The organism is Marininema halotolerans, from assembly GCF_900116235.1.
GTDB lineage: Bacteria > Bacillota > Bacilli > Thermoactinomycetales > DSM-45169 > Marininema > Marininema halotolerans.
In genome coordinates this window covers 52,042-67,813 of sequence record NZ_FPAA01000014.1, presented here as the reverse complement: position 1 = coordinate 67,813, position 15,772 = coordinate 52,042, and the positions used below count along the sequence as shown (strand labels likewise).

11 protein-coding genes and 2 pseudogenes are annotated in these 15,772 nt (G+C 42.3%); 4 read left to right on the top strand and 9 right to left on the bottom strand.

What is annotated here, in order from left to right:
• Positions 1-78: 78 nt before the first annotated feature.
• A pseudogene (locus CHX35_RS15430) lies at positions 79-363 on the top strand (sigma-70 family RNA polymerase sigma factor); the annotation flags it as partial.
• Positions 364-521: 158 nt separating this feature from the next.
• Here CHX35_RS15430 and CHX35_RS15425 read toward each other — a convergent pair.
• Positions 522-995 (bottom strand): hypothetical protein, encoded by a 474-nt coding sequence (locus CHX35_RS15425; protein WP_091839108.1) that lies wholly within the window; start codon positions 993-995, stop codon positions 522-524.
• Positions 996-1,152: 157 nt separating this feature from the next.
• Between CHX35_RS15425 and CHX35_RS15420 the strand changes: the two genes are divergently transcribed.
• Positions 1,153-1,527, top strand: coding sequence for a hypothetical protein (locus tag CHX35_RS15420; protein WP_091839105.1), 375 nt, complete (start codon positions 1,153-1,155; stop codon positions 1,525-1,527).
• A 572-nt stretch (positions 1,528-2,099) separates the two neighbouring features.
• On the opposite strand, the gene CHX35_RS15415 is transcribed toward CHX35_RS15420, so the two are convergent.
• Positions 2,100-2,834 carry a 5'-methylthioadenosine/adenosylhomocysteine nucleosidase gene (locus CHX35_RS15415; RefSeq protein WP_091839104.1) on the bottom strand — a complete coding sequence of 245 codons (735 nt, stop codon included), beginning with the start codon at positions 2,832-2,834 and terminating at the stop codon, positions 2,100-2,102.
• Positions 2,835-3,141: 307 nt separating this feature from the next.
• Between CHX35_RS15415 and CHX35_RS15410 the strand changes: the two genes are divergently transcribed.
• On the top strand, positions 3,142-4,548 hold the full coding sequence (locus CHX35_RS15410; protein WP_091839101.1) for a sialidase family protein: 1,407 nt from the start codon (positions 3,142-3,144) through the stop codon (positions 4,546-4,548).
• Between the two features lie 66 nt (positions 4,549-4,614).
• Here CHX35_RS15410 and CHX35_RS15405 read toward each other — a convergent pair whose 3' ends face one another.
• From CHX35_RS15405 to CHX35_RS15370, 7 genes and pseudogenes are all read right to left on the bottom strand, one after another.
• Positions 4,615-5,469: a DUF1259 domain-containing protein gene (locus CHX35_RS15405; RefSeq protein ID WP_176392128.1), complete on the bottom strand. Its 855-nt coding sequence runs from the start codon at positions 5,467-5,469 to the stop codon at positions 4,615-4,617.
• Positions 5,470-5,771: 302 nt separating this feature from the next.
• Positions 5,772-8,042: an immune inhibitor A domain-containing protein gene (locus CHX35_RS15400; protein ID WP_176392127.1), complete on the bottom strand. Its 2,271-nt coding sequence runs from the start codon at positions 8,040-8,042 to the stop codon at positions 5,772-5,774.
• Positions 8,043-8,436: 394 nt separating this feature from the next.
• The gene (locus CHX35_RS15395; RefSeq protein WP_091839093.1) at positions 8,437-9,747 is read right to left on the bottom strand and encodes an MDR family MFS transporter; all 1,311 of its coding nucleotides are present in this window, start codon (positions 9,745-9,747) and stop codon (positions 8,437-8,439) included.
• Positions 9,748-9,875: 128 nt separating this feature from the next.
• Complete coding sequence (locus CHX35_RS15390; protein WP_091839091.1) at positions 9,876-10,157, bottom strand: hypothetical protein; 282 nt, start codon at positions 10,155-10,157, stop codon at positions 9,876-9,878.
• 218 nt (positions 10,158-10,375) lie between these two features.
• Positions 10,376-12,313: pseudogene (locus tag CHX35_RS15380) on the bottom strand (fructose-specific PTS transporter subunit EIIC).
• Positions 12,314-12,325: 12 nt separating this feature from the next.
• Positions 12,326-14,263, bottom strand: coding sequence for a BglG family transcription antiterminator (locus CHX35_RS15375; protein ID WP_091839082.1), 1,938 nt, complete (start codon positions 14,261-14,263; stop codon positions 12,326-12,328).
• 279 nt (positions 14,264-14,542) lie between these two features.
• Positions 14,543-14,734, bottom strand: a complete 192-nt coding sequence (locus tag CHX35_RS15370; RefSeq protein ID WP_140413638.1) for a hypothetical protein — start codon at positions 14,732-14,734, stop codon at positions 14,543-14,545.
• Positions 14,735-14,947: 213 nt separating this feature from the next.
• On the opposite strand from CHX35_RS15370, the gene CHX35_RS15365 reads away from it, so the two are divergent.
• The gene (locus CHX35_RS15365; RefSeq protein ID WP_245838881.1) at positions 14,948-15,733 is read left to right on the top strand and encodes an N-acetylmuramoyl-L-alanine amidase; all 786 of its coding nucleotides are present in this window, start codon (positions 14,948-14,950) and stop codon (positions 15,731-15,733) included.
• Positions 15,734-15,772: the final 39 nt, after the last annotated feature.

The window sequence follows — 15,772 nt, the reverse complement described above, 5'->3', positions numbered from 1 at the left end:
TATCGTAAGGAACAACACCAGAAAAACGATCAATTCACCTTGAAACTCTCCTTAAGAATTTAACACAGATAACCTCCACAAGGAAATGAGATTACCCTCATCGATGTACTGGGTACCGAGCGCGATGAGATTGTTGAATTGGTGCAAATGAAGATTGAAAAACGTAAAATATACAATCATCTCCACATCCTCGACGAACGCGAACAAGAAGTGATTCGCAATCGCTTTGGCCTATCCGGTGGAAAAGAAAAAACCCAACGTGAAATCGCCAAAGAACTTGGCATCTCCCGCTCCTATGTGTCACGGATAGAGAAACGAGCCCTCATTAAGTTGTTCCATGAATTTTATCGTGTAGGTTCTTAACGGTTGGATTCTTCCTCCCTCGACTCCGAATAAACTCGCCCCGATGAAGGGCGAGTTTATTCGGAGTTGCTTCTTATATGGTGTAAAAATCGTATGTATTTTTCCTCTAAGTAAAAAATATTTTAGTAATTATTTACCTAATTATATATTATGTTGTACTATCGATTTTTGTAGCTTAATAATTTTGTTGATCTTATTAATTCATTTTGCTGATCAAAATAGATTAGAGCATCATTCACCGTTTTATGCAATAAATTCTTAACGACAATTTGATTTTCAATCAAAAAACCATTTCCATTCATATTGCGTTCAATATAATCAACCAATCCTGCCTTAGTACATACCGAACACCATCTTGTTTGTCCATCGCTTAAAAGAACGGTAATTTCAATATGTTCTAATGATTCTTCACTAACATCATGAATCGAATCACCGAACTGCCATTTAACCAACACGGCAACATTACTCCCATAAGGTACAAAATAGCTCTTCTTGAACCACCTTCCTCGCTTGTTATCACCGACTATTTTTATCTGATCTTTTTCCTCATCTTCTGCTAACACTTCGTATTCCTTGCCCCGTGTCAGAGCTTCTACATAAAGCCCGACAGAATTACAGATTACCTTCATCATTAATCATCTCCAATGCTGAATTATACGGCGATTAGGAAAGGGTATCGTCTTTAGGTGCCAGAGATAAAAGCCTCTTACCCTTAATAAATGGACACAAAAACGGATGGGCAACCGAATTATATATTAAGGGAATCCATAACGAGAAGGGAGTCTTTTTTTGAAAAAAATCGAGTCACCAAACCCACTTCATCTTACTATTATATTTATTGGCATTTTAATATGTATATCTTCAATAAAATTAGCAATGGGTGGCATTCCATTTCATATACTTATTGGTTTATTATCATTAGGCACTATAATGGTTTTTATTGGTTACAAACTGATGAGGAAAACTTCGAACAACCCTAAGCAAGCCAATCTACTTGCTCGGGGTTGGACTAGAGTGATTATTAGTTTGTTAATATGTATAGCTTCGGTTAATTTAGGAATGAATGATGCTCCATTACATATTATTATCGGGTCTTCAGGGTTGGGAGCTGCAATGTTTGTGATTGGTTGCAAAATGATCAAGGAAGCAAAAGTGAATAAATAATTTTAACGTTGTTTTAATCATCGAGGAGATAACGTAAACGTACAACCAACTCTCAATGTAATCATGGTATCCAGACGGTTAAAAATAGGCTCAACTAACTGGAATAACGGATCCGCTGTCGCCTTAAGGAAAGTCTATATTTAGAATTATTTTTCCTTATTTATATAGAATACACTTTGCTTCTCATCTATATTATTTATAATATAAAGATAATTAAAAAATAAAGCAGGGAAAGATAAGGTTGTTCATTATTAATATATATTTAATCACAAAAATATCCGCATGGATAATATGTTTATTGATCACTGTATATATATTTTTTATTTATTTTTATATTCGACAAATAATTAAAAAAAGAGATATATAAAAATGACCGAATGCTATCTGATGGTTTTAGATATAGGTGGATGAAAATATTCAAATGGGAAGGTAGATTAACTCTTTTATTTACGATTATATTCATTATACTTATAATTATATCGGTAAATACACCTCCTATAAGTGATATATTTAAAATCACGGATGAAATACCTTCTTATTAAAATAGGAATTCATTTCTATATATAGGAGGGTTAAATAATTTCCCCTCGACTCCCAATATATTTTCTCTTGTTGTTTAATTCATCTAAAACCCCCAAAGTAACCCGTTGCGCATTGATAGCCGCTAAACGTACAAGTATCCTAAAATCAATCGGTGCAACTCGATTGGCCAAATCAGAAACACTTCGAATCACAACATAAGGCGTATGATTTAAAAACGAGGCCTGACCTACACCGGCTCCTTCCGATTCTACCGCTTCGCCATGAAAAACTTTACGCAACAAGTACTTCCTAATTGGACTTGCAATAAACTGATCACCTGTTAGGATTTTTCCTGTGGTTGCACGAATATAGGGTTGTTTTTTTGCCGATTGTTGAGCGAGTCGAACTAAGGGAGGATTTGCTTGATATACAGCAATTCTTAAATTGGGATATTCACTTAAAGGAACACCGACTCTTGTATAATTCACATCATGAAATTGTGTTCCTGTCGAGATGACTACATCCAAAATTCGCAAGTTGGGATTTATCGCCCCTGCTACTCCGTTAAGAATAATGGATTTTGCTCCAAATCTAGCAATCAACTCTCGAGTGGCTAAACCTGCATTCACTTTGCCATCTCTTGATCGACAAACGACAACCTTTACCCCTCTTAACATCCCTTTAAAAAATAACGTCTTTGCGATTGTAAATTTCTTTTCGATCTTCATCTCTCGAAGGAGTAGAGCGATCTCTGTCATCGATGGTCCAATAATACCGATAATCATTCGCACACTCCTTCCCGTGGATGCATTTATTACCGTAATACAAAGTAGAATCTCATACCCTATACGATATTATTTTTTATTATATGAGCAGGCTCCCCAGTCGGTTGGACTATTATTATAAAAATTATTCCGATTCCAGTTGAACGGGCCTTTTCCTCTCCATCAATGAGCTAGCCACCTCGTTAAAAATATTCCTTCAGCAGGTATAAAAACAAATGAAACACTTTCGAACTAGGAATACTCCCACACTATCAATGAACACAAGGAATATTGTATGTGAACTACCTTGTAAAGGAGGGTGTGTTCATTGAACCTCGTGACCAAGCAGCAACGTTTAATCCGTGTCTCAGGGCCCAGCCCTTTTGTAACTTGTACCGTTGGCGGACCCGGTCGCGTATATGTAAATACTGCTGTCGAACCTTATTTAGCAACAGGACCCGATCCACTCAATAACAACCAAAATATCTTGGTTGGAATGTGGCAGGAAGATCGCTGGGCAAATGGAGGCGCTCATGGGCTACTTGCTTCTTATTCCACAGACGGTGGTTCCACATGGAATCGGAGTAGCATTCCCCCCTTTAGTGCGTGTGTTGTGCCTCAGTTACCTTACAAACGTGCATCGGATCCCTGGATCTCCATCGGACCTGATGGGAGAGTGTATGCAACAGCTGTCTCCTTATCTATCGCACCCAATGGTACCCAAGTTCAACTCAGCGCCATTACCACGTTAACCTCCTCCAACGGCGGAAGAACATGGGAGAACTTTCGTGTCATCAAAACAGACCAAGGACCTACCAAACGCAACGATAAAGAAACCATTACCGCCGATCCAAATCAAGAGGGTCTCGCTTATGTGGTATGGGATCGAAATGCTGACAATACCGCTTCAACATGGTTTAGTCGGACACTCGATGGAGGCCGCAGTTGGAGCAAACCTAAAATCATTTTCAACCCGGGAACTGATAATGAAACGATTGGTAATGAAATTTTGGTGGACCCTCATTCAGGCGTTCTCTATAATATTTTCTCCCTTGTATTAGGTAGAACGACGCGAAACCCTCGGATATTTATCCTGATTCAAAAATCACTAAACAAAGGCAGAACATGGTCAAGTGGAAAAGTCATCGCTGAGATCCTGTCAGTGGGTGTCATCGACCCCGTTACCAATCAACTGATCCGCGGCAGTGGAGATGTTCTAGCCAGTGTCACCCTCGATTCAAATAACGGGAACCTCTATGTATCCTGGGAGGATTCCAGACCCAGTGGAGGCAAAATAGACGAAATCGTTATTTCACGCTCGACGGACGGCGGCGAAACTTGGAGTCGACCCGCACGTGTCAATCCATCCCTTGGACTTCCATGCTTCACGCCCACTGTTCGGATAAATCAAAGCGGTGTAGTTGGGGTCAGCTACTATATTTTCAATTCCTTAACCCATCCTATAACTACGATTCCTATAAATTATTATTTTTCTTATTCAAGGGATTTTGGAACCACCTTTGCATCTTCGCAAAAAATTACTGGACCCTTTAACATGTTACGAGCCCCACGAGAAAGAAGAGAACCTTTCTCTGCAGGGTTGTTTCTTGGCGATTATCAAGGAATGACTACGATTGGGAATCGTTTTCATCTTTTCTTTGCAAAAACCAACCCGCCTACCCATATGAATCGGACCGATATCTATACCACCGTGGTCAACGTGAACGGTAGATAATCATCATCAATTCACTTCAACACAAATACCCCTGAATATGCCAAGGGGGTTGTTTGTGTTGAATCTCTAATTTTTAACAAGCGACAGGTCAACACTCCTGTTTTTCAAAAATTTCAGAGCAAGTTTTGATTCAATAGCAAAGCGAAATATATTTTTAATTGTAACATAGTTAAAGTACAAGATATCTGGCGAACCAAACCAGGGTGAGGTAAGAGAAGCATCAATGAAGCCCGTTTCTTCTCGAATCAATTTTATGAAAGGATCGACCTCATGTCTCAATAAAGCAACGGTTCCTATACACAATCCAATATTCTTTTTATCCACGGATTCAATAGAAAAATTAATTAATCCCACATCAATACTAGGGGCTCTCTGATTCAGGATTTTCACCCCTACATTACGAGAATCGACAGCTTCACATGAAGTACCAATTACTTCTGTAAATTTTGTTCCTACGATCGATGAAAACTGGGTACACGCTCTTGACGGTTGACTCGTAGCATTATCCTGGTTTATTCCTACATCGGGTAATTGATTCAAAATCCTTCTCATTTTCACCGCAAAAGATATCGGATTGCTAAGTGATTGAAAATAAACATAGGTGATTTTAGGGAGCAAAAAGGAGCTATATTCGCAGATCGAGGTAACCGTAATATTATCTCGATTCAACCTATTCACAACCGATGTAATTTCCGTTTGCCTTAAAGCAAACCAACCAATATTTAATGTTTGACCTCTCAAATTCGTTGCTCCAAACGAAAAAATGTTGTTTAGCGGATCCGTTGTTGGCCTCCCTAATAATGTAGCTTTAAAGGTTCTTAGATTGGTTATATTGACAACTGTAGGTATTTGTGAAAAATCTAAAATCTCTCCACCCAAAATAATTGCTAACTTCTCACTTAAACGCTTACTAATCTTCAAATTAAGTTCGCCTCCATATGAAATTCCATTCTCCTCGAATTATCATATGGAGTCTTTATTTTTTAGTGTGGACTACGTCTACAGTCATCATTTAACGGAGGAGTGTTCGTGGCTACTGTGATTAACCCAAGCAAAATCAAATGACATAACTAGACATCAGCAATTACATCTTTGGATATTCTCATCTACATCTGGAATTTGCTATAGTATCTTAGCTACCCATGCGAAAACATTAGCTTTCCATCACCATTACAAACACCCCCCTCAGTCGATTGACTGAGGGGGGTGTTTAGTTGTACTAATTATTTTCTTTTGATGCTGATTACAGCACCTTTACCGTGATGAGTTTCACGTTCCACTTTGAGCTGTAGACCAAACTTCGGTAGGATTTTACCTACAGAAGCGGCACCAGGCTGAGAGTAGTTTTTCGTGTCTTTGAAGGTAGAAACACCTTTAAAGCTAGGTGCTTTCAGATCTCCAAGCTCACCATACCCTTTGATGTTAACTGGGGTCGTACGGTCAAGACCAAATGCTGCATCGTTTAAGAGATAACGATCAGAAGCCACTTTGCTGTAATCTTTATTCCAGTATTTCAACTTTTGGTGTGCATCAATGACGCCGACTTGACCGAAGCCAGGATGTTGGCTGGTGTTATTTTCGTTGTAACGTCCATCATAATACCAGACGACCATACCTGGATCGTATTTCAAGAAGCTTTCACCACGACGAAGTTTAGCAAGACCTTTATCAACGCCGTTTAGCGTGCGCCATTCTACAAGATAGTAGTTTGGATGCATCGTTCCCGTACCATCAAAAACTTTGAAGCCAGAAAGCTTAAACTTAGCATCGCCTTCTGCTCCATCTTCAAATACTTTGTTGCCATCAGCATTTACTACGATATTGTCTACATAGAAACCATCGTAGGAAAGACCGCCGTCCGTTACATAGTTAAACTCCAAGTCGATCTTCTTACCAGCGAAAGCAGAAAGATCAAGGGTATCGCTCGTCCACTGACCTTGGGTATCATCATCGAAAGCTTTAATCGCTTTCTTCTCACCCGTCGCCTCATCAATCACGTAAACCGTTAGATAATCATAGCCCGTTTCAATTTTACGCCAGGAATCAAAAGAAAGTTCTGCTTTCTTTGCTCCAGTTAGATCGATGGTGCTGGAGGTCATTTTGGTGTTCCAGTTGTCACCCGTCGTAGAGTAATAAGACTTTTTACCCGTTTTTGGCTTGGTTGCAGGCTTTTTCTCAACGTCAGGTAAGTTGATTTTCAAGGTTTTACCAAAGAGACTCTTACTTACCGCTTCTTTCAATTTCACTTTGCTACTACGGCTACCGATATCGTCGATATCGAGTTCACTTGGATGAGACCAGTTTCCACCATACGTTGTTTGTAAGTATAGTTTTGACCATGGATCAAACCCTACTGGCTCGGTACCCAAGACTTCACCATTCCAGCTACCACCCGACATGACGGACCAAGAACCTACTGGTGAACCTTGTCCACCATAAGTGGTGTCATATAGATCTGGCAATCCGAGGTTGTGGCCGTATTCGTGAGAGAATACACCAGCTGCCCCGTCTTCTGGTTGAATCATGTAGTCAAAGGCTTTTAGTTTCGTACCAGGAATCGTAGTAGGAGCTTTTAACGTCCAACGATGGGACCAAATTGCGTCAGCACCTTGATCGCCACCGCCAGCTTCTTCACCCATACCGGAGTGAACGACCATTAAGTTATCAAGCAAACCATCCGACTCCATAACATTTCCGTCACCGTCAATGTCATAAGGGTCACGTTGGTCGTATTTCGCTTCGTTCCCTTTAATGGCTTTCCCGATGTTATCCAAGGTTTCTCCAACCAACTCACGAGGCGCTTTATCGTTGTCACCCGTTGCTGGATTGTTGCCACCATAGAATGAAGCATTGTTCTTGGCTTTTAACCATGGCGTCACGGTACCATTGAGATCCCAGCTACCACCGGAATTTTCATTGTAATACTTTTTCATCGTGAGTAGCTTTAAGCCCTCAGGCGTTGTGTACTTTGATGAAAACAGCATTTCTTGATAATGGTCCTGACTGAAGTCCTTCGTATACAAGGAACCTTTTTCTTCCTTGAGTGAATTATGAGTATAATCCGGGAATTCAACGAGTGCCATTGCGATGTAGTCCGTATGAACACCTTTGTTTTTCTTGATTTTCCCTTCACTGGCCTTCTCAGCAGTTGCTGCACGAACACCAGCCAAGCCCTTTTTCGCTTTTTTCCCGAAAGAGCTTGAAGTATCAATCCCTTGAGGAATCGAGCGAGCTTGTACGTATTCACGCACTGCCTTCTCTACCTGTGCCTGGGATGATCCTTTTTTGATTTTGCCCTGTTTGACCAGAGCTTTACCCAACCGATTGATATTGACATTCGCCATATCGACTTTACCAGCTGCCTGGTTAATCTTATCGGTGGCAGAAGCAGAGGTTTCTTTCTGCGCCATCGCCATAGGAGTTAATGCCAGGGCACTGACAACGAGTGCTGCTGACAGCAATCCTACTGTCCCTTTTTTGCCAATCTTGAACAAATCCATCATCCTTTCCTTACAACTAAACCCTTGAGTTATCTTGCGTCGGGATGGTGTGATCGCCTGATTCATCCATCAGTTTTCACAACCCTCCCTATTCCTGCGATGTATTAGATTCGACAAAATCCCCATTGAATCCTTTAGGCCAAATGGTCTAAATTTTTCCGCTTGACTATTTTTAAAGCATTGAACCCCGTCTCCACAGTGAGGATTGCTGAGAAAATCACGTTTACCAAACAATAATAATAAAAAAATTAACACAGATAGCGTGTCATCTTCCCTCTTAACGAAGCGAATATTTTCGTACTAGTAGTACTTTTGTCTGATATTAAAACATTTGTTTTTTTCATAAAAGGGACAGAGAGAAGGTAATCCCTCTCTCTGTCCCTTTGATTTACGCTTGTTTTAGTACTTCATTTGTGACCTGTGGTTTGGTAGGAAGTAATTTCCCACGCTCCAGACGACGAAATAGTAGATGATACAACCAAGCGCCCATACAAGCAATTCCTGCTAGGACGACAAACATCCAAGTGTATCCTACCCATGCCGCTAACGGAATGGCTAAGGGTGCAAAGGTTCGCCCAATCGTAAACCGTAAACTTGCTGCGGCAAAGTACTGTCCGCGCATATGTTCCGGTGCTAATTCCGATACGAAACTTTCCTGTAACCCAACCCCCACTAATTCTGCAATCGTTAAAATCACAATCGCTCCAATAGCGACCCAAAGCGCAGTAGAGCTTCCCAATAAAACCATGGAAATCCCATAAAGTAGAGCCGAGGCAATAAATACATTTCCTACTCGAAAGCGAGTGACCCAACGATTGATCCAAACCGTCAACATCACAACAAGAAAACCATTTAATGCGACCAACCAACCAAAGAACTGTGCCCCTCCCGTTTTAATATGCCATATTCCAAAGGAGAAGAGTTCTTGTACAGGGATCGCTTTCGTCACATAAACCGCTACAACTAAATCTAACTGCATAAAGGTTTGCGCAATGAGAATTCCTGCAACGACGAATAGCAAAAAGTTACGATCTTGGGCGATCACCCGATAATCTTTCAACTGATCCACGATCACATTTTTCCAACCCAGTTCCCTTGAATTGGTTGAGGGTTTCTCCTCATGTAGAGGTACTGTTTCACGCAAGGCATACGCAATAAGAAAAGCTAACAAGAAGGCAGCACCCCCAGCTGCCAACAATAAACCAAAGCGATGATTAAAGAAGAAAAAACCACCAATGATTGGGCCAATGACCACTGCTAAATTGTGTGCCGTATAAAAAGCAGCAAAGACCTCATTTCGCTCCTTCGGTCCGACTAAATCAGCGATCATCGCGTGGCTAGCGGGCCAATATAAGGTTCCCGTAATCCCTAAAGCAGCGAAACAAATAAAACTTAAGACCGGAGACTCCAACCAGGGAGAATTGGCATAGGCAAAGAGTAGAAAACAGATCCCTTCACCAATGGCAGCGATCAACATCATGCGCCTACGCCCAAAACGATCCGCACACCATCCCCCAATTAGGTTGGTCAATACTCCAAATACATTCGATACAACAAGCAATATTCCCGCTAGCCCTTTTCCAAAGGCATCGGAAAAATAAACGGCAAGAAAGGGGAAAAACATCCAAAAGAGGATATTAAGCAGCCCCTCCCCAAATAATCGGATCTTTAAATTACGATCCCAGTTACGTAAGCGCATGGGATTCATTCCCTCCATTTCATTGATGCTCTCATCCGCATCAGCTTTTCCCCCAATACAAAAAGGGCCCTAGGCAGGATACCTGCCCAGGGCCCTTTGTTCAGCTACGTGAACACTGATGAAGTCGTTCACGATGATGCCGATAATGGGTCGGGAAAGGGATCCAACCATGAAAAGGTGGATGCAGGAATCGCATATTTAGACACATGTACCCCGTGAAATGCCTGAACCAGAAGAAGGCAATTGGTAGCCAGCGCGAATACCATGCTTGCCACTTCTCGGGCCATCAACACAACAGCGGAGAACGCCAAAACAGACAGACGTACCCCCTGGAGATCGCGTGCAAATGCATTGATGTGAGTATCCACAGCAGTAGCGTTCATCGCCGAATCCATGATCCACGTTTTCATAGTCCCTTTCACCTCCGTTGCATGTTATTGGTTATTTTACATTCTATCGGAAAAGCATATTACCGTCAATCCCCTATTGAAATTTCTTTAGAATTGGACGAACTTCAAAATCAATCGATTTATTTACTCATTTTGTTAATCGGACACCCTTATAAGATAAAACAAAAAAACAATGACTTCCAATTGCTTCTCACACAATGAAAGTCATTGTTTTTTACTTACATGGTGGCAATCAACTCGGTTACCTTGTCCTTTGAATCTGCAGCCAGAAGCTCTTCACGGAATTCATCATCGATCAACTTACGTGAAAGTGCCTGCAAAATACGAAGATGATCATCTCCTGCTTGCTCTTTCGGTACTGCGATCATAAAGACTAAAGTTGCTGGGTCACCGTCAATACTGTTCCAGTCAATTCCGGTACGTTTACGACCAAAAGCGACACGCGGTTCCTTTACCCCATCTGATTTACCATGGGGGATCGCAATTCCAAAACCAATTCCTGTGCTACCATGCTCTTCCCTCTCATAAAGGTCCTTTTTAAAAGTTTCTCGATCACTCAATACCTGAGCGTCATCCAATCGGTTGAGTAACTCCTCCATCACTTCTTCACGATTGGAGCCATCAAGTTCCAATATCATGAGATCCTCTGTTAATAAATCGGATAGCTTCATCCTCTTGCACCTCTTTTTTTACCTGCTATTTTTTGTCTATTTACGATCTGTACGGAATGATCACCCGTCTTGTACAGGTTTTTTTAGTAGATTAACCATGGTTGCTGTCACCAATGTACCCACAAGGATGGCAACAAAAAACATTGGAATATTATCCACGGCCTGCACAACAGCTACGATGGGTCCCCCATGGGGTACATGGTCCGTCACTCCAGATAACATGGCAATCACAGCACCTGTCATCGAGCCAACCATAATGCTTGGAATCACCCGTAGTGGATCCCCAGCAGCAAAGGGTATAGCACCTTCTGTAATACCGACTAACCCCATGGCCAGTGCTGCCTTTCCTGCTTCACGCTCTGCTTCTACATACTTTCGTTTTGCTAATAAAGAAGCAAGTCCCATACCAAGGGGGGGAATACAAATGGAAACCGCGAGGGCACCCATAATAAACGTCTGTCCTTCACCAATCATCGCAGCACCGAAGAGAAACGCCACTTTATTGATCGGTCCCCCCATGTCAAAGGCAATCATTGCACCTAAAATCAAGGCCAATAGTACTTTGCTCGATCCCTGCATTCCCTCTAAGAAACCAGTCAACCCCTGCATCAAGGACGCGATCGGCGCACCCAGTACAAAAATGAAGAGGAATGCCACAATAAGCGTTGTTACCAAGGGAATCACCAGAATCGGCATAATCGGTTGGATCATCTGTGGCACTCGAATGGATTTAATCCATTTTGCAATGTATCCCGCCAGAAACCCCGCTACAATTCCACCAATAAATCCAGCCCCTGCCTCTGAGCCATAGAAACTACCTGTCGCTGCAATATACCCACCAATCATCCCTGGAGCTAACCCTGGACGATCAGCAATACTGACAGCGATGTAACCTGCCAGGATCGGGACCATGAATGTAAAGGCTGCTTGACCCACCATAAGAATGGAATGCCACATGGAGTCCTCAGGAACAACCATTCCTTTAGCCGTTGGCTCTCCTCCGATTCCTAAAGAAAGGGCAATTAGAAGACCTCCAACAACCACAAAGGGAATCATAAAGGAAACGCCATTCATCAACGAACGGTAGAAAGGATTCTGTCCTTTTTCCTTTTTCTCCTCATCCGCATCGTTACTTTTGAGGGGTGTGTCTTTTTCTACTTTGGCTTCGTACACCGGAACATTGCCATCAACAAAGCGCTGAAAAAGCGCTTCTGGTTTACGGATTGCATCTGCAACTGCACATTGCAGGACTTTTTTTCCATGAAAACGATCCATTTCCACTGCTTTATCCACCGCAAGAATGATCCCATCCGCTTGACGAATTTCTTCAGGGGTCAGTTCATTTTCAACTCCGATGGAACCTTGTGTTTCGACTTTGATTTCAATATCAAAATCGCCTTCATCTGCTGTTTTCGTTAGTTTTTGCGCTGCCATATACGTATGGGCAATCCCATTGGGGCAAGAGGTAACCGCTAGTAATTTCATAGGATTTTCACCTCACGAAGTTGTATTTTGTTGTAACTGTTGGATCCACATATAGGGATTTTGCAATGTTTGAAGCTTATCCAAACGGGCTGCATCTGCAGATAAATCCACCAACTCACGAAAAATTCGTTGTGACCGATCTCGTTCCTCAGGGAGTAGGGCAAGGAGAAAAATGGTATGGATAGGTTCGCCCTCCCATTGAATCGGTTCTTTTAAAGTGGCTACTGCAATCCCAGGGTGATGGATATGATGCAGAGCGCCATGGGGAATTGCCACTCCCCCACCGATGGCAGTTGACGAGAGATGCTCTCGCTTCAACACACTTTCCACATAAGCGTGATCGACAAAACCTGCTTGAACTAAGGCATCCGCCAACAAACGAAGAACTTGATCCCGTTCCATATTTTCCAACTGAAGAAAGAGACGTTCCTCGGACAACAACTCATTTAAGGATACGTACTTTCTTACAGAGGAGGGACCTGTATTGCCTTCCAAGAACTGTTGAATCCGTTCTTGGTCTTCTTTGAAAAGAAACGGACTTACCTGAATAACGGGTCGCCCTTCCATGCCATTCACGGGATACGTACTGATTACAAAATCAGCACTGCTTCTGTCCCAGACGCGATTGAGTTCATAGGAAGCGATGATATCCACTACTTCCAACTCAGGGAAAAGTCGCATCAGTTTGGCCTGTAACAACTGGGAGGTTCCGATCCCTGAGGTACAGATTAACAACACTTTCCTTCGTTTGGTCATCTGAGAACTTCGCTCTAAAGCCGCTTGAAAATGAAGGGTGAGAAAGCCAACTTCCTCTGCATTAAAATGGATACCTTTCTCTTCCCACTCTGGGAGTAAGGAGATGATCAATTCAAACAAGAACCGATAGTTTTGTTTAATTTCCGCCAACAAAGGGTTGTCCAAATGAATTCCATAGCGATTCCGATTGAGCGCAGCATGAAGATGGAGCCCAAGGCCCGCTAATAATGATTGATCCTTATCAAGGGGTTGATCCAGTAAACTACTCAGCCGCCTTATCATGCAATGGGCAAGTTCCCAAGCCTCCGCATCAACTCGCTCTTCACCGTCACTTCGATCCGGCTGCTCCACTGACTGTCGTACCTTGGCACTAAGCAGATGAATGGTTAGATAGCCAATTTCTTGAACAGGTAAGTGGACCGCATACCGTTTCTCTAGGCGCTTAGCCAAAAATTCTGCATAACGATACTCCGGTTGGGATTTTAAATGATCCATCTCTTCCTCGGATAGATTGACCCGTTGCAATCGCCGAATACGATGCATGGCTACAGACAATTGTATCGCCAGATTGGTAATCCCTTCTTCGGTATAAGAAAGAGAGAAGCTTCGTTCAAGGTGGTTAATCTCATCCTTGATCAGGCTTATTTCATCATTGCCCGGAAACGCTTCATTACACACTCGGTTCTCTTTGATCAATTGAGATAAGGCTAACCTTCGGGCTTTTTCCGCCCCATCTACCCTAATTCCTACATTCGGCTTACGGACAATGCTTAAATCATGCTCTAGGAACCAAGGCTCTATTTGATCGAGATCCGAATGGACAGACCCTTTACTGATATAAAGTTCCTTCGCGAGATCTGCTAAGGTAAGCGGTTGATCCTCCTCAAGTAACAAACGAGTCAACCGAAGCTTCCTTACCCCACGATCACGTTCCTTTTCGTCATCGGATCCAATGACTTTCAGCGCATGCATCACTCGCTCTTTTTCTTGCTCACTTCCTTCAAGATACACCCCAACACCTGAGCGCATCGTGAGGGTTAGATACCCTTGATCTTCTAGGTATCCCTTCACCACACGAAGGTCATTCCGTACCGTTTTCTCGGAGCAACCAATCTCTTCCGCTAAGAAACGTACGGATAAAGGCTCCTTGGCTTGAATCAGGTGTCGGATCAGTTGGACCCTACGTGGACGCATACCACTGATCACCACCTGTAAAAAGAAAACGTTTTCGTTTTCTTTCTTTGATCATAGCATGACCCATTCCAGTCAATATTCGATTTCATTGCCGTAACTTCTGGCATTTATTGAATATCTATTTTCTTCCAATTTATAATTGCTGGCACAGTTGGGTAGGACCATCAAAAAAAAGCCGCCATATGGCGGCCCACTGAGCCCTTGCTCCCTCATCCCCATCCTATGTAGAAAACGACAGGTTGTCACGAAATCAGGGAGTGGAAAAAATTTCGCAGTGATTCACTCGGGAAAAAGGATTTGAGTCACTTTTTTTATGGCGAATTTCATGGGTTTTGGTTGCTCCTGATGAAGAGTGCCTGATGAATATTGTATCGGTTGCTGCTGAAAAGGGGCTGCATGGACATGATTTTGAATCGCAAACAACGTTAAGGCTATTCCCACAGCCATTATCTTTATTTGAAATTTTGTCATCATCTGCACCTTCTTTATCGACCAAATCAAATTGTACTTCTTATCTTTATTATTCGCAGCAGGCATTCATTTTGTGTCCATTTTCATCGTTTTTGCAATATGAGAAACCGGCGCCATAATCTCCTCTACACCACCTTATAACAACAAACCTGCCCACACCGTTTCTCTCGATTTATCATAGAGTAATAGCAGAGGTGAACTATTCTGACGAAATTGATCATTGACCCGGGACACGGGGGAACAGATCCTGGTGCTGTAAGTGGTAGTTTCAAGGAGAAGGATTTTACCCTTACCATCTGTTTAAAGGTAAGAGAATATCTCCTGGCTAACTATGAAGTAACCATTCTTATGACACGAACCACAGACAAAACCGTTAGCTTATCCACACGAACCAACTATGCAAATACCAATCACGGCGATTACTATTGTTCCATTCACATCAACGCAGGTGGAGGTACGGGTTGGGAAAGTTATATTTATAATGGAAGCGTTTCCACCTTTACAATCAATGCGCAAAAAACCATACACGCTACTGTAATGGGAGCCATCGGTGCAAAATACGATGTCAAGGATCGTGGCAAGAAAAAAGCAAATTTCCATGTCCTAAGGGAAGCCAATATGCCGGCCATTCTCTTAGAAAATCTGTTTATCGACACCACCAAAGACCTTAACTTACTTCGTAATAGCGCCTTCACTAATGATTTATCAAAAGCCATTGCCATTGGACTTGCAAACGCACTTTCTCTTCCTAAAAAATCGGTACCCCAAACGCTTTATCGGGTCATTGCGGGTTCCTTTACCAATGAAACCGGTGCAAAAAGCCGGAAAGCATTCATTGAATCCCATGGAATTGAAGCCATTGTGATTTCTATACAGATCAACGGCAAAACCTATTATCGCGTGCAAGCAGGCGCTTTCTCACAACGTGCCAATGCCGAAGCAAGACTGACACAAGTAAAAGCCATTGGTATCTCCGATGCTTATATCCTCACCGACTAATTAACGATCAAGAGTTTGGCCTTCCAAAGGGAAGGCCAT

What these genes read in the sequence shown, in the direction of transcription:
- CHX35_RS15395 (WP_091839093.1), bottom strand. Translation starts at nt 9,747, where the DNA reads ATGCGCTTACGTAACTGGGATCGTAATTTAAAGATCCGATTATTTGGG.
- CHX35_RS15390 (WP_091839091.1), bottom strand. Translation starts at nt 10,157, where the DNA reads ATGAAAACGTGGATCATGGATTCGGCGATGAACGCTACTGCTGTGGAT.
- CHX35_RS15370 (WP_140413638.1), bottom strand. Translation starts at nt 14,734, where the DNA reads ATGACAAAATTTCAAATAAAGATAATGGCTGTGGGAATAGCCTTAACG.
- CHX35_RS15415 (WP_091839104.1), bottom strand. Translation starts at nt 2,834, where the DNA reads ATGATTATCGGTATTATTGGACCATCGATGACAGAGATCGCTCTACTC.
- CHX35_RS15375 (WP_091839082.1), bottom strand. Translation starts at nt 14,263, where the DNA reads ATGCGTCCACGTAGGGTCCAACTGATCCGACACCTGATTCAAGCCAAG.
- CHX35_RS15425 (WP_091839108.1), bottom strand. Translation starts at nt 995, where the DNA reads ATGATGAAGGTAATCTGTAATTCTGTCGGGCTTTATGTAGAAGCTCTG.